At 63.0% G+C, this 19,904-nt stretch carries 20 protein-coding genes; 9 read left to right on the forward strand and 11 right to left on the reverse strand.

Annotated elements, in window-relative coordinates; all coding sequences use genetic code 11:
* The first annotated feature begins 42 nt into the window (after positions 1 to 42).
* Together KIP88_RS11355 and KIP88_RS11360 are read left to right on the forward strand one after the other, a co-directional pair.
* A complete protein-coding gene (locus tag KIP88_RS11355) occupies positions 43 to 423 on the forward strand; it encodes a winged helix-turn-helix domain-containing protein (RefSeq protein WP_214487951.1) in 381 nt (126 codons plus the stop codon).
* Between the two features lie 70 nt (positions 424 to 493).
* The gene (locus tag KIP88_RS11360) at positions 494 to 1,345 is read left to right on the forward strand and encodes an SDR family NAD(P)-dependent oxidoreductase (RefSeq protein WP_214487952.1); all 852 of its coding nucleotides are present in this window, start codon (positions 494 to 496) and stop codon (positions 1,343 to 1,345) included.
* Positions 1,346 to 1,446: 101 nt separating this feature from the next.
* On the opposite strand, the gene KIP88_RS11365 is transcribed toward KIP88_RS11360, so the two are convergent.
* The 7 genes from KIP88_RS11365 to KIP88_RS11395 all read right to left on the reverse strand — a co-directional run bounded on the left by KIP88_RS11365 (position 1,447) and on the right by KIP88_RS11395 (position 6,392).
* Positions 1,447 to 1,653, reverse strand: coding sequence for a hypothetical protein (locus KIP88_RS11365; RefSeq protein ID WP_108519872.1), 207 nt, complete (start codon positions 1,651 to 1,653; stop codon positions 1,447 to 1,449).
* A gap of 93 nt (positions 1,654 to 1,746) precedes the next feature.
* Positions 1,747 to 2,946 carry a hypothetical protein gene (locus KIP88_RS11370; RefSeq protein ID WP_214487953.1) on the reverse strand — a complete coding sequence of 400 codons (1,200 nt, stop codon included), beginning with the start codon at positions 2,944 to 2,946 and terminating at the stop codon, positions 1,747 to 1,749.
* Positions 2,943 to 3,992: a hypothetical protein gene (locus KIP88_RS11375; RefSeq protein WP_214487954.1), complete on the reverse strand. Its 1,050-nt coding sequence runs from the start codon at positions 3,990 to 3,992 to the stop codon at positions 2,943 to 2,945. The genes KIP88_RS11370 and KIP88_RS11375 overlap by 4 nt, the downstream gene beginning before the upstream one ends.
* A 214-nt stretch (positions 3,993 to 4,206) precedes the next feature.
* Positions 4,207 to 4,482 carry a YiaA/YiaB family inner membrane protein gene (locus KIP88_RS11380; RefSeq protein ID WP_214487955.1) on the reverse strand — a complete coding sequence of 92 codons (276 nt, stop codon included), beginning with the start codon at positions 4,480 to 4,482 and terminating at the stop codon, positions 4,207 to 4,209.
* 325 nt (positions 4,483 to 4,807) lie between these two features.
* A complete protein-coding gene (locus KIP88_RS11385; RefSeq protein WP_214487956.1) occupies positions 4,808 to 5,290 on the reverse strand; it encodes a hypothetical protein in 483 nt (160 codons plus the stop codon).
* 86 nt (positions 5,291 to 5,376) lie between these two features.
* On the reverse strand, positions 5,377 to 5,652 hold the full coding sequence (locus tag KIP88_RS11390; protein WP_214487957.1) for a YiaA/YiaB family inner membrane protein: 276 nt from the start codon (positions 5,650 to 5,652) through the stop codon (positions 5,377 to 5,379).
* Between the two features lie 44 nt (positions 5,653 to 5,696).
* Positions 5,697 to 6,392, reverse strand: a complete 696-nt coding sequence (locus KIP88_RS11395) for a PspA/IM30 family protein (RefSeq protein WP_214487958.1) — start codon at positions 6,390 to 6,392, stop codon at positions 5,697 to 5,699.
* A gap of 104 nt (positions 6,393 to 6,496) precedes the next feature.
* On the opposite strand from KIP88_RS11395, the gene KIP88_RS11400 reads away from it, so the two are divergent.
* On the forward strand, positions 6,497 to 7,096 hold the full coding sequence (locus KIP88_RS11400; RefSeq protein WP_214488035.1) for a TetR/AcrR family transcriptional regulator: 600 nt from the start codon (positions 6,497 to 6,499) through the stop codon (positions 7,094 to 7,096).
* Positions 7,097 to 7,212: 116 nt separating this feature from the next.
* On the opposite strand, the gene KIP88_RS11405 is transcribed toward KIP88_RS11400, so the two are convergent.
* The 3 genes from KIP88_RS11405 to KIP88_RS11415 form a co-directional block, all read right to left on the reverse strand.
* Positions 7,213 to 7,626, reverse strand: coding sequence for a Rieske (2Fe-2S) protein (locus KIP88_RS11405; RefSeq protein WP_214487959.1), 414 nt, complete (start codon positions 7,624 to 7,626; stop codon positions 7,213 to 7,215).
* Positions 7,627 to 7,643: 17 nt separating this feature from the next.
* Entirely contained in the window at positions 7,644 to 8,756 is a 1,113-nt protein-coding gene (locus KIP88_RS11410) for an amidohydrolase family protein (protein WP_214487960.1), read from the reverse strand.
* A gap of 103 nt (positions 8,757 to 8,859) precedes the next feature.
* A complete protein-coding gene (locus KIP88_RS11415; RefSeq protein ID WP_214487961.1) occupies positions 8,860 to 9,921 on the reverse strand; it encodes an amidohydrolase family protein in 1,062 nt (353 codons plus the stop codon).
* A 217-nt stretch (positions 9,922 to 10,138) separates the two neighbouring features.
* Between KIP88_RS11415 and KIP88_RS11420 the strand changes: the two genes are divergently transcribed.
* The 6 genes from KIP88_RS11420 (at position 10,139) to KIP88_RS11445 (ending at position 18,671) form a co-directional block, all read left to right on the forward strand.
* The gene (locus KIP88_RS11420; protein ID WP_214487962.1) at positions 10,139 to 10,624 is read left to right on the forward strand and encodes a hypothetical protein; all 486 of its coding nucleotides are present in this window, start codon (positions 10,139 to 10,141) and stop codon (positions 10,622 to 10,624) included.
* A gap of 120 nt (positions 10,625 to 10,744) precedes the next feature.
* Entirely contained in the window at positions 10,745 to 12,457 is a 1,713-nt protein-coding gene (locus KIP88_RS11425; protein ID WP_214487963.1) for an FAD-dependent oxidoreductase, read from the forward strand.
* Between the two features lie 66 nt (positions 12,458 to 12,523).
* Positions 12,524 to 12,991 (forward strand): hypothetical protein, encoded by a 468-nt coding sequence (locus tag KIP88_RS11430; protein ID WP_214487964.1) that lies wholly within the window; start codon positions 12,524 to 12,526, stop codon positions 12,989 to 12,991.
* A gap of 122 nt (positions 12,992 to 13,113) precedes the next feature.
* Entirely contained in the window at positions 13,114 to 14,625 is a 1,512-nt protein-coding gene (locus KIP88_RS11435; RefSeq protein WP_214487965.1) for a glucan biosynthesis protein G, read from the forward strand.
* A complete protein-coding gene (mdoH, locus tag KIP88_RS11440; protein ID WP_214487966.1) occupies positions 14,613 to 16,754 on the forward strand; it encodes a glucans biosynthesis glucosyltransferase MdoH in 2,142 nt (713 codons plus the stop codon). Before KIP88_RS11435 ends, mdoH begins: the two co-directional genes overlap by 13 nt.
* A 150-nt stretch (positions 16,755 to 16,904) precedes the next feature.
* Entirely contained in the window at positions 16,905 to 18,671 is a 1,767-nt protein-coding gene (locus KIP88_RS11445) for an adenylate/guanylate cyclase domain-containing protein (RefSeq protein WP_214487967.1), read from the forward strand.
* Between the two features lie 30 nt (positions 18,672 to 18,701).
* On the opposite strand, the gene KIP88_RS11450 is transcribed toward KIP88_RS11445, so the two are convergent.
* Positions 18,702 to 19,694, reverse strand: coding sequence for a tripartite tricarboxylate transporter substrate binding protein (locus KIP88_RS11450; RefSeq protein WP_214487968.1), 993 nt, complete (start codon positions 19,692 to 19,694; stop codon positions 18,702 to 18,704).
* Positions 19,695 to 19,904: the final 210 nt, after the last annotated feature.

Genomic DNA, 19,904 nt, shown 5'->3' on the forward strand with positions numbered 1-19,904 from the left:
GGGACGCAACGTGTAGCCTCGAAGCGAGTGAGCACATCTTCCATGCAAAAAACGACCGGCAAGCCCCACCCTTCGCTCAGCGTCCGCATCGATATCGACGCAGGGGGGCGTATCGGTCCCGGCAAGATCGAGTTGCTCGAAACGATCCATCGAAGCGGTTCGATTTCCGCCGCCGGGCGCGCCATGGAAATGTCCTACAAGCGGGCGTGGGATCTGGTCGACGAGATCAACCGCATCTGCCGTCAGGCCGCCGTGGAGCGGCAGACCGGCGGCAAGAACGGCGGCGGCGCGGTACTGACGCCGTTCGGCCGCTCGCTGGTCGCGCGCTACCGCAAGATCGAGCGCACCGCCACAACCGCGGCGCGCAAGGAATTGCAGGCTTTGCGATCCGATATCGGCCGGCCGAAGAAACGCACGGGCTGATAACACGCAGAAAGTATGCGATAACTGGACGCGCTGAGGTCGCCCTCCCCAAGCAGTCCAGGAAACTTACATGCCCCATCCCGCCATGTCGCCGAACAATGTTGCCGTGATCACCGGCGGCGCGTCCGGCATCGGCCTCGCCGCCGCCACACATTTCGCCGCCATCGGCATGAAAGTCTGCATCGCCGACATCGGCACCGAGCGGCTTGCTGAAGCCGGCGCAAGGCTCGCATCCGTCGCGAAGGCCGGCGCGGCCGATATCATGACGGCAACGGTCGACGTCAGCCGCTTCGACGATGTCGCGGGTCTGGAGACCGCGGTGCAAAAGCGGTTCGGCGGCACCGATATCCTGATGAACAATGCCGGCATCGGCCCGGACAGCAACAGTTTTGGTCCGCTGGAGAACTGGCAGCGCATTCTCGCGGTGAACCTGTGGGGCATCATTCACGGCACGCAGGCTTTTGCACCCCGCATGATCGAACGCGCCCGCCCCGGCCTGATCATCAACACCGGCTCCAAACAGGGCATCACGACGCCGCCCGGCAATCCCGCCTACAACGTCTCGAAGGCCGGCGTGAAGGCGCAGACGGAAGCGCTGCAGCACGAATTGCGCAACATACCGGGTTGCAGGATCACTGCGCATCTCATGATCCCCGGTCACGTCTTCACCGCGCTGACCGCGCGCGGCCGCACCGAGAAGCCGCCCGGCGCCTGGACGGCCGAGCAGACCGTCGACTTCATGATCGCGCGCATCGATGCCGGCGATTTCTACATCCTCTGCCCGGACAATGACGTGCCGCGGCAGCTCGACGAGCGCCGCATGCTGTGGGCTGCCGGCGACATTGTGGAAAATCGTCCCGCGTTGTCGCGCTGGCATCCGGATTATGCGGATGCGTTCGCGAAGTTTGTGAAGGGCTCATAGTTCGTAGGGTGGGCAAAGCGAAGCGTGCCCACCATTGCGAGCGCGGCATTAAATGGTGGGCACGTCGCTACGCTCCTTTGCCCACCCTACAAACCGGACTCCTAAAGCGTTACCTGCTTGTCGCCGCATTGCTTGCAGACGTATTTGACGCGGGTAGCGCCCTTTTCCGCCTGAACGCGGTTCGGCGCGCCGCATTTACCGCAGACCGCCTCGATCCTGGTGTTGCCCTGCTTGACGACGAGAGCCTTCTTTTCCATCGTCTCGCGGATCAGGCGCTCGGCCTCCTCGCGCATGGCTTGCTTCGACATCGACCTGCCCCGTCATGAACCGTTACGGCGGCGGTCTTATCACAGTCACGATGCGTTTCGTAAGTCGGGCAAGAAAATTTGCGTGACGGAACGTCAGATGGTCTCCGGCGTCAGCGCCAGCAGGCGCCGCACCAGCGCCAGCGCGGTTTCCGTGGCCGGATCGGCCGAAATCACGGGAACCGCAAGCGCGATGACGTCGATCGGATCGTGTGACAGGACGATGAGATGCGTCGCGCTGTTGGCGGCCAGCAGCGACATCACGCGCTCGACGGCGGGATCGGACAATTTCAGTCCCCACGGCGCGTCGGGGCGGCGTAGCACCCGCACGCTCGACAGGAAATCGCGCAGTAGCGCGGGATCGTAGGCCAGGAGTTCGCTCTCGCGATAGCGCCGGGCACTCTCGAAGATCGGGTGACGCGCGAGTTCCGCGATCAGCGCGTCGCGCGTTTTGGCCGGCGACGCCGCAACGGAGTTGAGAACGCCGGGCACCTGCGATTCGAAGTAGGCGCGCAGCGCGTCCACCATCAAGCCGATGGTGAGAACGCCCGCGATCGCGATGGCGCAAAATCGCATGACCTGCGCGGCATCGACATCCGGCGCGACAAACGCCGCGGCGATACCGAGAAGCGCCGAACTCGACAGCCGCAGCGCCGTCATCAGAAGCGCCTGACGCTGCGTCTCCGCGCCGCGTTCCGCGATCAGGATCGCGGTGACGACGAGCAGCGCCCCCAACGCCCCGAGCCTGACCGGAATATCCGGCATCAGCACCCTGAAATCGGTGACGATGAAGGGAATGACGAGGACGGCGCCGACGGCGAGGCGACCGATGCTCGTATTCTCGGACGCCATCAGCGTGGTCCGGTCCCGCGTCGTCAGCAGCCAGGCGCAGGTTGCAAAGCTGCCAAGCTGGAACAAGGCGAGCAGGACGGCAAAGGGTGCCGCAAAACGCTCCGATCCGACAGCGCCGGCGAGACCGAGCACGATGCCGCCGGTCAAAATGACGATCTTGGCCGGGCGCGGGGCATGACGCCGCAAAATCCCTTCGGTGACGAGCAAGGCGCCGAGCGGGATCAGCGCGGCCGGGATCATCGACAGGTTGTCGAGCACCCCGCTGCCGCTCCACCATGCTGTCCCCCGCACCAGGAACAGCAACGCGATGATGCCAAGCGCAACCAGCAGGCGCCGGGTCAGCGGGCTCCTGGGATCACGCCGGTAGAGCGTGGCCATGGCGACGCCAAGGCCAATCGCGCCGCACAGGTTGACGATGGAATCGGCGACCATCCCCGGCGTCATGGGCCGTTCCCATTTCCCGGCGCCCGCGGCCGCAAGATACCGAAGGGCCGCGTATCGTCCATCCAGTGAATGGCGGGAAGCACCAGCCGCTGCAGGGCCAGCGCCGCGCCAGTCCCGAGCAGTGCCGGCAGCGAACCAGAGGGCACTTCGCTCAGGAGATAGCGGCGCGCGCCTGCGAGATCGATACGGCCGAGCTGCAGGACGTCGTCGCCCCTGGCGTAGTCCAGCTCACGGGCGCAAAACATATTGTATTGCTCGTCGCGATGTTTTGGCGCGACTTCGAAGGTCTTCTTGAGCGCGTCCGATCCGCCGGTATAGGCATTGGTGATGACAAACCGGGCTTCATCGAAGCCGGCCTCATCACCCACGCCGAACACAGCGCGATGACGCGACATGATGCCGCGCGCCAGTTGCAGATGCGCAAAGCTCTGGCGCGCGTCCGGATGCGGCGACGGGAAGACATCCGAAAAGGTCTGGCTGACCATGCCGACGACTGATGGCACCTGGGTGACGTTCGAAATCCATTTCGGACGCAGCCCGTCACGGGCGAAGAGAACCAGCGCCGTCAAACCATAGAGGACCCAGGAGAGCCCCCGTCCCCGCTCGTCGGGATCGACCATCACGAGGCCGAGATGGGTGACCTCGACAGGCTCCCCATCCAGTGCGACCTCCATCACCGACAGCGCGTTGAAGGCGATCGGACGTCCGGTCGCTTCCTCGCAGATCAGCGTGACGATGGCGCGTGACAACCTTTCGCGGTCGCCGGAGAAAATGCCGTAAGTGAGACTTTCCTCTGGCAGAGTTTTGGCGGCCACGACGCGCAGCTGCGATACCAGTTCGCCGAGTTCGGCTTCGGAAAGCGACAGCCCGGGAGTTTCGACAATGCGCGTGATCAGCCCGGCATGGGTGCGAATGGTGAGATCGATGGTCGGCTGACGCAGCGCCTTCAGCCAGAACACGCCATAGCCGCCCAAACGCCCGGCCGCGGAGCGAACCTGCCCCAACGCATGACGGATCGCCGAATTGCCGCTCGAGATAAACGCCATGCCACTTGCCCGCACTCGGTCCGGTTTTGTGCGCCGGGCCCGTTAAGGAGCCATGAGTGCGACACGTTACGGTGGCAGGAAGGTAAACGATGTGTTGGTAACGTCAAACATTCTGCGAGGCAGGCAAACGGCGAATGCCGAAGCATCCGCCGCCCACCTTCGCCAGCACCGCGTCACAGGTTACGCGGCCTTGGAAATCATGAAGCTTTGGAAATCAAGTAGCCTTGGAAACTTCCATCAGCAGCCGTTCGGCCTTGGCATCCTCGATGCGGTTCACAAAGCGGCTGCTCTCATGCACGTCGCGCACGGTCTTGGTCAGGGTGACGCAGGACTGAATGAGCATCACGATGCCCATCGCGAGGTAGCCCTTGATCCAGAGGTCGACGGGGAGAAAGTAGACGCCGATCGCGACCAGAAAGGCCGAGGCGCCGAACGAACCGTAGGTAAAGGTGACCCAGGCGTTGCTGTGATGCTGGATATTCTGATTCATGGCGCCATCCTGAAATGAGGTCATGCGGTGAAATATCGTTTTCAGACGGGCTGCAAGCGTTTCACGAAACCGCGCAGCAACCTCATCCGCCCGGGATTTCTGCGCCCGCGCCAGTTAAGGAGCTATGAGTAGAGCACCCTTAGGTTGCTGCAGGGTAAACGATGCATTTAACGGCGACATCAAATGATTCATGACAGCGAATAGCGGGTGCCGGATCGGGTCCTCATGAGCATTTCCTTTTAGTTTTGCTTTGCCTGGGAGACATCCGCCGTCCTCGCTCGCTAGCGCCGCGCGTCACAGGTTACGCGGCGCTCACATCCCAACTTCACGCGCAGGCCGGTTCAATCGAATGCCGTTGCCGGTTGCCGTCATCATCCGACAACAGCGAGCACAAGCCCATCGGCAGCAGCAAGAAGAAGCCCGCGCAGAGTGCTCCATTCATGACCTCTGGCGGCACTGACGATGAGAACATGATCTTGAACAGGGCGAGAACCAGCCCGATGGCAACCGTCATGCCGAAAGCTGCGGTCAGGGATGCCCTCAAGAGCGCCGGCAAGCCCCGTGCAAGATACCCGTCCACAAGCCCGGTGATCGCCGATACAGGCAAGGTGAGCAGGAAGGACGTTATTGCGCATACACCAATGAAGCTATCGTCGATCCGACCCGCGATGGCAGCAGCGACCATCCACACCGCGAGCGCGACCAGCGAAGGCCCCAGTAGAAGAAACACCACGGGTCGTTTCATTGAAGTCGATCCTTCCTTTAAGTCTTCCGACGCGAAGCCGGACTGCAGCGATTTCTTGATCATGCCTGGCCGCCGACAGACGGCGGATTCCGAAACACCCGCCGTCCGCCTTCGCCAGCACTGCGTCACAGGTTACGCAGCCTTGGAAATCAAGCAGCTTTGGAAACTTCCATCAGCAACCGCTCGGCCTTGGCGTCCTCGATGCGGTTCACCAGCTTGCCGCTCTCGTGCATGTCACGCACGGTCTTGACCAGGGTGACGCAGGACTGCACCAGCATGACGATGCCCATCGCGAGGTAGCCCTTGATCCAGAGATCGAGCGGCAGGAAGAACACGCCGACGGCGACCATGAAGGCCGAGGCGGAAAACGAAGCATAGGTGAAGGTAACCCAGGCACCGCTGTGGGGTTGGACGTTCTGGTTCATGACAATCTCCTGTTTGATATGGGTTTAATTGATCAAGTTCAGTTTCAGGCAGTTTGCGGGCGTTTGGCGTTCAGCCGCGCGAGCACGTCATCGGCGGTTGATTTGAGCCGAGGGCCAAAGCCCTGTTCGGCGAGCCTTTCGGCGGTCGCCTGCGGTCCGGTGGCGGCATCGAGTTCGATCAGGGCGTCGGAGGCGGCCTGGGCCTCAATCTGCCGTTCGCGCAAACGCTTCAGCGTGTTCTCCGCTTCCGGCAGCGTGGATTCGTAAGGCCGCGCCGCTTCGACACCGCCCCGGCGCAGTGCGCGAACCGCTTCCGACGCGCGGGCGATGCGACGACCACGCTCCAACTCGGTGATCCGCGCCTCGGCACTGGCGACCTGGCGCTTCATGCGCGTGATCTCCGACGCAAACAGCGTCCGCGCGGTCATCGCAGCATCGCGGTCGGCCTCGAGATTGGCGATCGATTGCGCGGCCTCACGGGCGAGATCTTCCCGGCCGCCATCAAGTGCTGCGGTGGCGCGGACTTCGAGATCGGCGATCCGGGCATTGGTGGCGTCGAGACGGCGGCCTTCCTGCTGGTCGCCTGCGATCGCCAGCGCCAGCGTGCGCTTGGAACGTTCGACGGCCGCCGCCGCATCGCGCATCTGCTGGTCGAGAATGAGAAGTGCCGAGCGGTCTTCCAGTTCTTCCCCCGCGGCAGCCACACTGCCCCGGAAGAGCGTTAAAACAGTTTTGAACATTGGTAGCTCCCTGTGTTATGAGCGTCGCTCATGAATTACTTGTAGCACCAACATGAGCGTTGCTCAAGAATTATTTTGAGCGTCGCTCAAGAAATTGGTAAATGATGTCTAAAGCACTGAAAAGACGAGCGAAATTTCGGGAAGAACTGATCCTGGCGGCGGAACGAAGCATGTCCGCAGGCGGACTGGCCGGCCTGAAGACGCGGGAGCTGGCGCGGGAAATCGGCGTCGCCAACGGCGCGGTCTATAATCTCGTCGACGATATGGACGAACTGATCCTGCGGGTGGGATCGCGGACGCTTGCGCGGCTGGATGCCTCCCTCACCGCCGCCGAAGCGCAGGGCCCCGCCTCTCCTCGCGACACGCTGGTGCGCATCGCGGTCGCCTACTGCGATTTCGCCGCGGAAAATCTCGAACTGTGGCGCGCGTTGTTCGAACACCGGATGGCGCCTGGCAAACCAATCCCGGAATGGGCGATCAACGAACAGATGAATCTGTTCCGGCATATCTACCAGCCGCTGGCCGAACTCTTTCCGCAGCGAACGCCGCTCGAACTTGGCGTGACGGCGCGCAGTCTTTTTTCAGCCGTTCACGGCATGGTGCTGCTCGGCCTCGAGCAGAAGCTGATCGCGGTGCCGGTCGAGGCGCTGCGGAAGGAGATTGCGACCATCGTGCGCGCGATGGTCGACGGGCTGATGGCGTAGTCACTCATTGGAGTCGTAGGGTGGGCAAAGCGAAGCGTGCCCACCATCACGAGCGGAGTGTGCGATGGTGGGCACGGCGCTTGCGCGCCTTTGCCCACCCTACGGACTACGGACCATCACACCTCGATGATGACGTAGCTGTCTTCGACGTGCACCGGAAAGGTCTCGGCCACGTAAGGCCCCTTCTGCAATTCCTCACCGCTCTCGACCGCGACCGGATAGGAGCGGACTTTGACGCGTTTCGGATCGAAATACGATTGCCCGTTGCGCATGTCGAATTCCCAGCCGTGCCACGGGCAGCGCAGGAGCTCGCCGACGCGCGAGCGCTGGTAGACGCCAGGCTCCGGCGAGGTCAGCCGCGCGACGCAGGCGGCCTTCTCCAGCGGTGCGCCCTCATGCGGGCAGCGATTGAGCAGCGCGAAGAACTCGCCATTGACGTGGAACACGACGATGTCGCGACCGTCGACGCCAAAGACCTTGTTGCCGCCGGGCGGGATATCTGACGTACGGGCGACGATGTGACGGGCCATGTTATCCTTGTCGTCACTCAGAGCTTGTAGAGCGCGCGCGCATTGCCGTTGAAGATTTTCCGGCGCTCGGTCTCCGTCAGCGGCGTCTTGAAGGCAAAGCGCGGATCGTCGAAATCCCAATGCGGGTAGTCCGACGAAAACAGCAGGCGATCGGCGCCGACCCATTCGATCAGCGAACGTAGATGTTTTGCCTCATCGGGCTCGTCGATCGGCTGCGTCGTGAACCAGAAATGCTGCTTCACATATTCCGACGGACGGCGCTTGAGATGCGGCACCTCGCTGCGGAAGGCGTCGAAATGCCGGTCCATCCGCCAGGTGGCCGATGGGATCCAGCCAAAACCACCCTCGATGAACACGATCTTCAAGTTCGGGAAGCGCTCAAGCACGCCTTCGAGCACGAGGCTGGTAAGCTGCGCCGCCATCGTGTGTGCGTTCGACTGGTGCTCCTCGACATAATAAGACGGCCAGCCGCCGCCGGTCGGGGCGTGCCCGCCATAGCCGCCGACATGAATGCCGAGCGGCAGGCCGAGTTCTTGCGCGCGTGCATAGATCGGCCAATAGCGGCGGCGGCCGAGCGGCTCGTTGGCGCGCGGGCAGACATTGATCTGCACATAGCGGCCAATCTTGGCGCATCGCTCGATCTCGGCGATCGCGAACTGCGTATCGTCCTGGCCGGCGAGGATCGAGGCCTTCAGCCGCGGATCGCGATCGGACCAGAACGCGAGCTGCCAGTCGTTGATGGCGCGCTGGATCGCGGCGCCGAATTCGAGGTTCTGCTGCGAGAAGATGAAGAGATCGAGCACCTGCAGGATGCCGTACTCGATATCGAGCGGATCGAGATGCTGCTTGCGCATGAAATCGAGATCCGAACCAGGCGGCCCGCCGGTCGGCGGCCAGGCATCGCGGCGCGCGATCAGCGGCGAGGAGCGCGGATAGGGCGTGGTGCCGATATAGGGCGTCCGCAGATGGCTGCCGTAGGTGCGAAGATGCTCCTGCCAGCGTTTTGGCAGGAACTGATCGAGATCGCTATGCGCATGGATGCTCGGATGCACGTCGCAATCGATGATGCGCAGCCGGCTCCTGGCGGCTTCTTCCTCGGCTAGGATGGGGCGGTCGATGACGTCACTCATGCGATCCTCCTTCGATATTCTCTTTGTTTGAGCATGATCTTATCGGAAAAACCGGTTCCCACTTTGCACTAACGTGGCCCTCCGGGTCCGGATCATGCTCTACCTATGCGGCGAGCTTCAGCCGCGGAAAGGTCTCTAACGGGTTGTCGGCGCACATGCGCGAGACGATGCTGGCAGGCAGATGCGGCGGCATCGGATCGTCGCCGTCGAACTGCCAGTGCGGATAGTCGGATGCGAACAGGAACATCTTGTCGGAGCCGATCTGCTCGATCACGTCGGCGACACCTGCGGCATCCGGCGGGCCGTCGAACGGCTGCATGGTGACGCGGATATGGTCGCGGATGATGGAAGCCGGCTCGCGCTCAACCCACGGCACCTCGACGCGCACGCCGCGCCAGGTCTTGTTGGCGCGCCACATGAAGGCCGGCAGCCAGCTCACGCCCGACTCCATCAGCACGACCTTGAGGCCGGGAAATTTGCCGAACACGCCTTCATAGATCAGGCTCAAGATCTGGGCCTGAAACGCCTGCGCTTCGGCGAGATAATATTCGTAACGATAGGACGGCCAGCCGATCGAACTCGGCGCGGTGCGATAGGCGCTGCCGGCATGGATCGCGACCGGCAGCCTGTGCTTCTCGGCGGCCTGCCAGACCGGCCAGTAGTGCCGTCGTCCGAGCAGCGTCTCGCCCTGCGCCAGCACAAGCACGGAGACGAAGCGGTTGTCGCCGGCTCTGCGCTCGATTTCTTCCACCGCCAGATCGGGCGCCTGCATCGGCACGACGATCGAGGCGCTCAGCCGCGGATCCTTCGAAAGCCATTCGGCCGCGATCCAGTCGTTGATCGCCTTGCAGAAGCCGGCCGCCATATAGGAATCGAACACCGCCTGCGCGCCGTAGACGACGTTGCAGATGGCGTGGCTCGAACCGAGCTGGTCGAACGCGCCGCGCTGCACCATCGCGAGTTCGCAGCCCGGCTTGCCGTTGGCCGGGCGCCAATCGGCGCGGCCCGAGAACGGCATGTTGGGCGGATACGAGTTGAGATCGAGGCCGTCGATGGCGCGACTGACCACCTGCTCTTTCCAGTGGTCGTCGAGATAGGGCAGCAGCGTGGTGCGGGTTCCGCCCACCGCGGGATGAATATCGCAGTCGATCCGCGTGGCCGCCATGGAGCTTCCTCAGGCTTTTCGTCTTGGCGATCTTGGCGTCGCGCTCGCAAATGTGCCGCCGATACCAGAGCGGCGCAAGCGCATAACTTGAGGGGCCGCCCTGCCTGAACTGCACAGCGCATCGAGCCAGCCATTCGCAACACGAAATATTCGCCGCTGGCGAAGCTCGCCGGCTGTGGTACGGAGGGCGAGCGCGCATCACGCTGAGGAGATAGAAATGAAATCCGGCAGGCTGGCGGTTCTCGCTGTTTCGCTTTTCACCGCCGGCGCATCCACCGCATCGGCCGCCCCGGCAACCGCCAACGGACCGGCAGCCTTGGCGCTGGCCGGCGTCGTGGCGCTGTATTCCCCGCTGCTGACCGCGGATGAGCGGGAAGCCGTCAGCGCATTTTTCGTCGGGCAGAGCGGCGTGCGTTACGCCAAGAAGATTTCGGTCACTGCGGACAAGATCGTCTGCCGCGTCAGCAATGTCGACATCACCGCACGCTCCTGCGAACTGACCTTCAAGGGCGCCAAGCAGACCATCACCGGACGCCGTGCCAGCGAAATCTTTGCGACCGAAGCCATGGCCGGCGTGCCGCCCGACGGCGCCGCCGGATCGGTGTTCGAAAGCGTCTCGAAGCTGACGTGCACGCTCGACCCGGCCGAGATCAGGAAAAAGGAAGGTGGCGGCGCTGATTGCACGTTCGAAACGGGGAATTGAGCGAGTGCAGCGCGCGCTTCTTCCTTCTCCCGTTGTGGGAGAAGGTGCAGCAGCGCGATTGACAGATAATTCAATCCCCATCCAAATGCCCGCCCAAGGAACGAAAACGAGGCGGAGCGCGTGGCGGGCAACGAACAAGAAACCTACGAATGTGACGTGCTCGTGGTCGGCTCAGGCTGCGCCGGAATGTCGGCGGCGGTCACCGCGGGGCATCACGGGCTCAATGTTCTGATCGTCGAGAAGGAACCGCGCTTCGGCGGGACCACAGCACGCTCCGGCGGCTGGCTCTGGATTCCCGGCACCTCGCTGGCGAAGGCCTGGGGCATCGAGGAAAGCCCCGACCAGGCGCGGACCTATCTGCGCCACGAGGCCGGCAACAGCTTTGATGCTGCGCGCGTCGATGCGTTTCTCTCCGCCGGTCCCGAAGCGGTGGATTTTTTCACCAGCAAGACGGCGGTGCGCTTCGACATGCCGCTGACCTTTCCGGATTATCATGCGGAAGCGCCCGGCGGGACGCAGGGCGGCCGCTCGATGGTGACGCGGCCGTTCGATGGCCGCGAACTGGGCGAGCACGTCAAGACCCTCGGCAGTCCCCTCCCCGAACTCACGGTGTTCGGCATGATGCTGGGGTCGGGCAAGGACATCGTCCACTTCATGCGCGCGACCAAATCGCTGACCTCGGCGCTCTATGTGGCGAAGCGCCTGTCGAAGCATGCCCTCGACGTGCTGCGCAACGGCCGCGGCATGACGCTGACCAACGGCAATGCACTCGCAGGCCGCCTCGCCAAATCGGCATTCGACCTGAAGATACCGCTATGGCTGTCGTCGCCGGTGCACGAACTGATCGTCGAGGACGGCGCGGTGCGCGGCGCGGTCGTCGAACGCCATGGAAAGCTGATCCGCGTCAATGCCAAGCGCGGCGTCGTGCTGGCCTGCGGCGGCTTTCCGCACGATGTCACCAGACGCAAGGCGATGTTCCCGCACGCCCCCGAGGGCACCGAGCATTTCTCGCCGGGCCCTGCCGGCAACACCGGTGACGGCTTGCGATTGGCGGAGGCCGCGGGCGGACGCATCGAGGACAATTTGCCGAATGCCGCGGCGTGGGTGCCGGTCTCGATCACCGAGCGCAAGGACGGCAGCAAGGGCGTGATGCCGCATTTCATCGACCGCGCCAAACCCGGCGTCATCGCCGTGATGCGCGACGGCAGGCGCTTTGCCAATGAGGGCAATTCGTACCACGACTTCGTGCAGGCGATGGTGAAGGCCGCGAAGCCCGGCGAGGAGATCACGGCGTTTCTCCTCTGCGATCACCGCGCGCTGAGGAAATACGGCCTTGGATGCGTGCCGCCGTTTCCGATGCCGCTTCGCCATCATCTCGCGACCGGCTATCTCAAGCGCGGTACGACGCTCGCCGAACTGGCTGACAGAACCGGCATCGATCGACAAGGGCTGGAAGCGACGATCGCCGAATTCAACGCATCAGCCGTGGAGGGTCGCGATCCCGCCTTCGGCAAGGGATCGCGCGCGTACAACCGCTACCAGGGCGACGCGCTGCATGGCCCGAACCCCTGCGTCGCGCCGATCAAGGACGGACCGTTCTATGCGATCAAGCTGGTGATCGGCGATCTCGGCACCTATGCCGGCATCAGGACCGACGAACACGCCCGCGCGCTGGACGAACACGGCCAGCCGATCGCAGGCCTCTATGCCGCCGGCAACGACATGGCGAGCATCATGGGCGGCAACTATCCCGGCGCCGGCATCACGCTCGGCCCCGCGCTGACATTCGGCTACATCGCGGGGAAACATATCGCGGGCGCGGCTGCGCCCTAGAAATGTCCGGAGCTGGAACGGACTTCGATCGATTCGATTGTCTCGAGTCGAACCGGAGATCGTTCCATGCGTACGCCGCGCTTGTTCATCGTCAGCGTTTTGATCTTTGCGCCCGCGCTCGCCTTTGCCGGCGACACCGAATGGCGGCGATATGAGATCCCGAGCACCGGCACCAGCGTCGACATGCCGGTTTCGATCTTCAGCAGCGACGCCGGACCGCCTGAAGGCGGAACCGGGCGGCGGTTTTTCACCGAGGACCGCCGCGCCGATCTGACGGTGCAGTCCGTTCCCAATCCCGGGAACGGTTCGCCCGCCGCATTCCTGGCCAAGATGCGGCCGCCTGCCGGCATCATTTACAAAAGGATCACATCTGATTTTTTTGTCGTGTCCAGCGTTCGCAAGGACCGGATCTGGTACAACCGCTGCAACCGCGGCAACGGCACCATGAACTGCGTGCTGATCAATTATCCCGCCGCGGAGAAGCGCCAGTGGGACGATGTGGTCACACGCATAAGCCACACGCTGAGGGGTTAGCGCGGTCCGCCTGACCGGATTTTAGGCATCGGGAAAAACAGGCAACTCTGTTCCGAAGTGAGGAACCGCCGCGCGTGCACTGCGTTGCCGAGGGTCAACGTTAGTAACCGCGAGGTTGTTTCGTGAATCGCAGGGATTTCCTCGCCGCTTCCGCGCTGCCATTAGTAGTATCCGGGGTGGCGCCGGGGCTTTTGTCCCCCGCCCGTGCCCAGCCGGCGCCGTTCGACCGATCCATCGTGCGGCAAATAGCGCGCGACCTCGCAAGCAAGCCGTACAAGGCTCCGGACGAAAAACTGCCCGACAATCTCGCTAACATCGACTACGACCATTATCGGGCGATCCGGTTCTTGCCCGAGCGCGCGCTCTGGCGCGGCGAAAAACTTCCCTTCGAGGCGCAATTCTTCCACCGCGGGTTCTTCTACAAGAACAGGGTCGATATCTTCGAGGTGAAGAACGGGCAGGCATCAAAGATCGCCTACCAGCCCGAGCTGTTTTCGTTCGGCGATACGGCGCCGCCGAGCCCGTCCGTAGACCTCGGCTTTGCCGGCTTTCGGCTGCACGCGCCGATCAACAAGCCCGACTATTATGACGAGGTCTGCGTGTTTCTCGGTGCCAGCTATTTCCGCGCCGTGGCCAAGGGACAATTGTACGGACTCTCGGCACGCGGCCTCTCGATCAACACCGGCGAAGCCAAGGGCGAAGAATTTCCGTTCTTCAAGACATTCTGGATCGAGAAGCCGGCGGCAGGCGCCAATTCCATCGTCGTGCATGCGCTGCTCGACAGCCAGAGCGCAGCCGCGGCCTATCGTTTCACCATCCGGCCCGGCGACACGACCGTGTTCGATGTTGAAATGGCGATCTATCCGCGCGTGGATCTGGATCACGCCGGCCTCGCACCGATGACCAGCATGTTCTTCTTCGGACCGAACGACCGCAAGGACGTCGAGGACTTCCGTCCCTCGGTTCACGATTCGGATGGGCTTGCGATCTTCAACGGCCGCGGCGAGGAGCTTTGGCGACCGCTGCATAATCCGAGGGATCTGCAAGTATCCTCGTTTGCCGATCTCAACCCGCGGGGCTTCGGCCTGATGCAGCGTCAGAAGGATTTTGCCGCCTACCAGGACCTGGAATCGAATTTCGAGCGCCGGCCGAGCCTGTGGGCGGAGCCGATCGGCGATTGGGGCGACGGCGCGGTGAAGCTGCTCGAAATCCCTACCAAGGAAGAGATCCACGACAACATTGCCTCGTTCTGGCTTCCCAAGGCCGCATTGGCGGCCAAGGGCGAGCACACCTACACCTATCGTTTGCACTGGGGACCGGATGCGCCGAAGCCCACCTCGCTCGCGCGATTTTCCCGAACCGGCATCGGCGCGCGAGGCGACAACGCCACGATCTTCGTGCTCGACGTTACCGGCGAGCGGCTGAAATCGGTCGATCCGAAAATCCTGCGCGGCGTCGTGACGGCCGAGAGGGCAAAAATCCAGAACATCGTCACCCAGCCAAACCCGGCTACCGGCGGCTGGCGATTGAGCTTCGAGCTGTTGAAGGAAAAGACCCCCGTCGAAATCCGCGCATCCCTCATGCAGGACAAGGAGACGGTATCGGAGGTCTGGGTCTATCGATGGACACCTTAGCGAAAGCCGGCAGAGCGACTAGGGCTGGCGATATTCCGCTGAACGATTTCCTTCCCTCGGAATCGCCGATGGATATGGCGGCGCAGGCGTTGCGGCGGTTCGAGCCGCCACCAGCGCCCGACTTTGCGCCGCTGTGGGTTCGGCGCGCCCTGGTGCTGACCGGCACCGCGATCCTGACCGCGGCGGGCTGTTACGAGATGTACCGGGTGCTTCAGGTCGGCGGCGTCACGGTCCTGGAGGCGATCATTCTTGCGCTGTTCGTGCTGCTGTTTGCATGGATCGCCTTTTCCTTCATGTCGGCGCTGGCCGGCTTTTTCGTGCTGCTGACCAGGAAAAAGGACGAGCTCGGCATCGACACCAGGGCTCCCTTGCCCGCGATCAACAGCCGGACCGCAATGCTACTGCCGACCTATAATGAGGATCCCTATCGCGTGCTGGCGAGGCTGCGCGCGATTTACGAATCGGTCCAAGAGACCGGGCACGGCGCGCGGTTCGACTGGTTCGTGCTGAGCGACACCACCGATCCCGCGACCTGGATTGCCGAGGAAAAATGCTTTCTGAAGCTTCGAGGGGACGTCGGCAGCGCGGCCACGATCTTCTATCGCCATCGCCCCGAGAACATCGCGCGCAAGTCGGGCAATATCGAGGAATGGGTCCGGCGGTTCGGCTCCAATTATGAGTCCATGCTGATTCTGGACGCCGACAGTCTGATGACCGGCGACAGCGTCGTTCGCCTCGTGGCCGCTATGGAGACGCACCCCAAGGCTGCGCTGATTCAGACGCTGCCTATCATCGTCAATGCGAAATCGCTGTTCGCGCGCTGGCAGCAATTCGCCGGGAGATTATACGGCCCGATGCTGGCGGCGGGTATCGCGTGGTGGCACGGCTCCGAAGGCAATTACTGGGGCCACAACGCCATCATTCGCGTCCGAGCCTTTGCGCAGTATGCGGGGCTCCCCGAACTCAGGGGACGCAAGCCGTTCGGCGGTCATATTATGAGCCACGACTTCATCGAGGCGGCATTGATGCGACGTGGCGGCTGGGCGATTCACATGGCGCCGACGCTGCGCGGCAGCTACGAGGAATCTCCGCCCACGCTATCGGATTTCGCCGCCCGCGACCGGCGCTGGTGCCAGGGCAATCTGCAGCATCTGGCGCTGCTGCCGACCCGCGGCTTTCACTGGGTATCGCGGCTTCATCTGCTGACGGGAATCGGATCGTATCTCACCGCGCCGCTCTGGCTGATTTTTCTCGTATTCGGAATCCTGGTCTCGCTGCAGGCACAGTTCGTCCGGCCCGAATATTTCCCGAAGGGATATTCGCTGTTTCCGCAATGGCCGGCACAGGATCCGGTCCTGGCGGCGTGGGTGTTCGCAGGCACGATGGGCATGCTGATCGCGCCGAAGTTGCTGGCCTTCGTCGTACTGCTGACCGATGCCGACACGCGGAGAAAATTCGGCGGCGGCCTGCTGGTGTTGGTCGGCATCATCGCCGAGACCATCCTTTCGGGCCTGACCGCGCCGGTCATGATGATCTTCCAGTCGTCCGCCGTCGGCGAAATCCTGTTCGGACGCGATGCCGGTTGGCAGGTTCAGCGCCGGGACGATGGCGCGGTCTCGCACCGTGACACGGTCAACACCTATGCGGTGCCGACATTAGTCGGGATCGCGATGGCGGTGGCCGCCTATGCCGTCTCGCTGCCCTTGCTGCTCTGGATGACGCCGGTGATCCTCGGCCTGCTGCTTTCCATACCGATCGCAATATTGTCATCATCGTCGGGCCCGAACCGCAGGTCCAGATTGTTCGAAACCCCGGAGCAGACCGCGCCGCCACCGGTACTGGCAAGGGCCAATGAACTGGCCAGCGCGCCGCATTCGCCGCTCGCCTGCCCGCTGCACGAATTGCGCAGCGATGCCGATCTGCGCGAAGCGCATTTGAACAACCTCTCCGGACAACGGCCGCGAAAGCGCGGTGAGGTCGATCCGCATCTCGCGATTGCACGCGCAAAAATCGAAGATGCTGAGACCTTCGAGGAGGCAGCGGGCTTTCTCAGCGCGCGTGAGAAGTTCGCGGTGCTCAAGTCGCCTGCGGTTCTCGCCGTTCTACTCGCCCTGCCAGATCCCGCGTAATTGCAGGACCCACCTTCCTGCTGCTTGAGATTGAACTGCGGCTGCCATCATCCCGGATGCATACTTGCATCGCGGGTGCATACTTGCATCCCGGATGCATCCTTGGCCCATGCAACAAATCTGCTAGACTGCCTCTCAGAGAGGCGGAAAATGGAAGCGCCCGGACCGGAGCGAAGGCTTGCCGCAGTCCTTGCCGCCGACATGGTCGGCTATAGCCGGCTGATGGAGGTCGACGAGGCGGGGACGCTTGCACGCCTCAAGACTCATCGCCTTGAGCTCATTGATCCCGCCATTGCCAAGAACCGGGGCCGTATCATCAAGACGACCGGCGACGGCATGCTGGTGGAGTTCCGCAGCGTCGTGGATGCGGTGTCGTGCGCTGCCGAAGTCCAGCGCCGGATGGCGCTGCGCAATGCCGATGTGTCGCCGGCGCGATGGATCCAGTTCCGCATCGGCATCAACCTTGGCGACGTGATCATCGAGGACAACGATATTTTCGGCGATGGCGTCAACGTCGCGGCGCGTCTCGAGGTGCTCGCCGAGCCCGGCGGCATCTGCGTCTCGGGCGCCGTGCGCGATCAAGTCAACCACCGGCTCGACGACATCGCCTTTGAGGATATCGGCGAGCAGAACGTCAAGAACATCACCCGCCCGATCCACGTCTTTCGGGTGCGGCTCGCGCCGGATGCCGCCGCGACGCCGGTGAGCGGCAAGGACGGCGCGACAGCGACAATCACGACCAGGAAGCCGTCCATTGCCGTGCTGCCGCTGGTCAACATGAGCGGCGATCCGGAGCAGGAGTTCTTTGCCGACGGCCTCACCGAGGACATCATCACGGAACTGTCGCGCTTCCGCGACCTGCTCATCATCTCGCGCAACTCGACCTTCGTGCACAAGGGCAAAGCCGTAAAGGTGCAGGAGGTCGCGCGCGAACTCGACGTCGAATATGTGCTCGAAGGCAGCGTGCGCAAGGTCGGCGATCGCGTCCGCGTCACCGTGCAGCTGATCGATGCGCAGACCGACCGGCACGTCTGGGCCGAGCGCTACGATCGCAAGCTGGAGGATATCTTCGCCATTCAGGACGAGGTGACGGGCGCGATCGTTGCCACGCTTCCCGGCCGCGTCGAAGCGGCCACGCAGGAGCGCGCAAAGCGCCAGCGAACCGACAACATGGCGGCATATGAGTGCGTCCTCGCCGCCAAGGTGCTGCATCACCGCTCGCAGCGGGAGGCCAACGCCGAGGCACGGGCGCTTCTCGACCGCGCCATCGCGCTCGATCCGAATTACGCGCACGCACATGCCTGGAAGGCCTGCGTGCTCGGCCAGACCTGGGTCTACGGATGGTGCGCGGATCGCGAGGCCACCTTCCAGCAAGTGGCTGACGAATTGCAGATCGCGCTGGCGCTCGATGACAACGACAGCGACGTGCACCGTATCCTGGCCGCGGTGAACCTGACGCGCAACGATCATGAGAGGGCGGCCTACCATCAGGAACGCGCGCTCGCGCTTAATCCCAACTACGATCTGGTCGTGGTGCAGCAGGGCGAGTTTCTGACCTGGCTGGGACGGCCGGAAGAGGGGATCGACTGGATCAGGAAGGCGATGCGCCTCAACCCGTATCACCCCGAACGCTTCTGGAATCATCTCGGCCGAGCCTGCTACAGCGCCGAGAAATTTTCGGAAGCCGCCGAGGCTTTCGCGCGGATTACGCGGCCTGATTACACGCATCACGCTTTCCTCGCCGCAACCTTCGCGCAGATGGGCAACGGCGTTGCTGCCGCGGCGCATGCTGCCGAGGTCGTGAAGCTCGAACCGAGTTTCTCGGTGGCCGCCTATCTCGCCACCCAGCACTACAAGCAGGAGACCGATCGCCGGCGCCATGAGACCGGCCTTCTAAAGGCCGGGTTACCGGCGTGAAGTTGCATCGCCTTGTTGGGCTCTTTCGCGCTACTCTGCAGTGATCTGCGCGTCCTTGACGACTTTGGCCCAGCGCGGGCGATCCTTGGCGATCAGTTCTGCGAGGCGTTGAGGCGGGCCGCCCTGCGCGATCAGGCCTTGCTTGCCGAGAAGCGCTCGAACGTTCGGCTCCGCGAGTATGTCGTTGAACACCGCATTGTAGCGGTCGACGATCTCTTTCGGCGTATTGGCCGGAGCAAGAACGCCGTACCACAAATCGACATCGAAGTCGGTGACGCCTAGTTCTGCGAGCGTTGGCACGTTCGCCGCCTGCGGCGTCCGTTTTTGGCTGCCCACTGCAAGGATACGGATTTGTCCGGTTTCTGCGAGTGGAAGCGCGGTATGGACCGGCAGGAACATGGCCGAGACGTGTCCGCCCGCAAGATCCTTCACCGCGCCGGCCGACCCTGAATAAGGAATGTGCGTCAGGTTGATCTGCGCCGTGAGCTTGAACAGCTCCATGGCGAGATGTTGCGGTGTGCCCCGGCCGGGAGAAGCGTAATTGATCTCGCCCGGCTTGCTGCGGGCAAGTGCGATCAATTCCGCGAGCGTGTTGACGTTGAGCGAAGGATGAACGACGAGCGCCAAAGCGCCCGTCGCGATCTCGGCGATCGGCACGAAATCCTTCTCCGGATCGTAGGGTATTGTCGGATAAAGGCTCGCATTCATCACGAATGTATTGACAGTCACCAGCAGGTTCTGGCCATCAGGCGCAGTGCGCGCTGCGGCCTGCGTGCCGATGTTGCCGCTGGCGCCGGGCTTGTTCTCAACAATGACAGGGTGATTCCAGCGCTGTCGCAGTTCCTCGCTGAGGATGCGCGCGAGCAGGTCTGGCCCCGTGCCCGGCGAGAAGGGGACGTTGAGCCGGATTGGTTGCTGCGACTGCCCGTGAGCCAGGCCGGGCATCACAGGGGAAAATGCCGCGACGAGAATCCCCAGCACCGTACGGCGCGAATGCATGCCGCTTGCGGAATCGATCGCCACGATATCCTCCCTTACTAGCTTGCTCGCCGGCAGCTCGGTCCGCGGGAGCTTTTTCTGTTAAAATCTCTTAATGTGAGATTATGATGTATTATGCGCCATCGCGTGTCAGTTCAAGGTTGATTCTGCCGGATCGGGAAAAGTATCTGGTCCAAAGCAGCGCCAACGCGGGCCGCGCGCCAAAACTGGAGCGAAGTCAGACCATGTGGCTTG

It is taken from the genome of Bradyrhizobium sp. SRL28 (genome assembly GCF_018596315.1).
Lineage (GTDB): Bacteria > Pseudomonadota > Alphaproteobacteria > Rhizobiales > Xanthobacteraceae > Bradyrhizobium.

Excerpts from the sequence above, each read along its gene's own strand:
- KIP88_RS11355 (WP_214487951.1), top strand. The coding sequence starts at position 43 with ATGCAAAAAACGACCGGCAAGCCCCACCCTTCGCTCAGCGTCCGCATC.
- KIP88_RS11360 (WP_214487952.1), top strand. The coding sequence starts at position 494 with ATGCCCCATCCCGCCATGTCGCCGAACAATGTTGCCGTGATCACCGGC.
- KIP88_RS11365 (WP_108519872.1), bottom strand. The coding sequence starts at position 1,653 with ATGTCGAAGCAAGCCATGCGCGAGGAGGCCGAGCGCCTGATCCGCGAG.
- KIP88_RS11370 (WP_214487953.1), bottom strand. The coding sequence starts at position 2,946 with ATGACGCCGGGGATGGTCGCCGATTCCATCGTCAACCTGTGCGGCGCG.
- KIP88_RS11375 (WP_214487954.1), bottom strand. The coding sequence starts at position 3,992 with ATGGCGTTTATCTCGAGCGGCAATTCGGCGATCCGTCATGCGTTGGGG.
- KIP88_RS11380 (WP_214487955.1), bottom strand. The coding sequence starts at position 4,482 with ATGAATCAGAATATCCAGCATCACAGCAACGCCTGGGTCACCTTTACC.
- KIP88_RS11385 (WP_214487956.1), bottom strand. The coding sequence starts at position 5,290 with ATGATCAAGAAATCGCTGCAGTCCGGCTTCGCGTCGGAAGACTTAAAG.
- KIP88_RS11390 (WP_214487957.1), bottom strand. The coding sequence starts at position 5,652 with ATGAACCAGAACGTCCAACCCCACAGCGGTGCCTGGGTTACCTTCACC.
- KIP88_RS11395 (WP_214487958.1), bottom strand. The coding sequence starts at position 6,392 with ATGTTCAAAACTGTTTTAACGCTCTTCCGGGGCAGTGTGGCTGCCGCG.
- KIP88_RS11400 (WP_214488035.1), top strand. The coding sequence starts at position 6,497 with ATGTCTAAAGCACTGAAAAGACGAGCGAAATTTCGGGAAGAACTGATC.
- KIP88_RS11405 (WP_214487959.1), bottom strand. The coding sequence starts at position 7,626 with ATGGCCCGTCACATCGTCGCCCGTACGTCAGATATCCCGCCCGGCGGC.
- KIP88_RS11410 (WP_214487960.1), bottom strand. The coding sequence starts at position 8,756 with ATGAGTGACGTCATCGACCGCCCCATCCTAGCCGAGGAAGAAGCCGCC.
- KIP88_RS11415 (WP_214487961.1), bottom strand. The coding sequence starts at position 9,921 with ATGGCGGCCACGCGGATCGACTGCGATATTCATCCCGCGGTGGGCGGA.
- KIP88_RS11420 (WP_214487962.1), top strand. The coding sequence starts at position 10,139 with ATGAAATCCGGCAGGCTGGCGGTTCTCGCTGTTTCGCTTTTCACCGCC.
- KIP88_RS11430 (WP_214487964.1), top strand. The coding sequence starts at position 12,524 with ATGCGTACGCCGCGCTTGTTCATCGTCAGCGTTTTGATCTTTGCGCCC.
- mdoH (WP_214487966.1), top strand. The coding sequence starts at position 14,613 with ATGGACACCTTAGCGAAAGCCGGCAGAGCGACTAGGGCTGGCGATATT.
- KIP88_RS11445 (WP_214487967.1), top strand. The coding sequence starts at position 16,905 with ATGGAAGCGCCCGGACCGGAGCGAAGGCTTGCCGCAGTCCTTGCCGCC.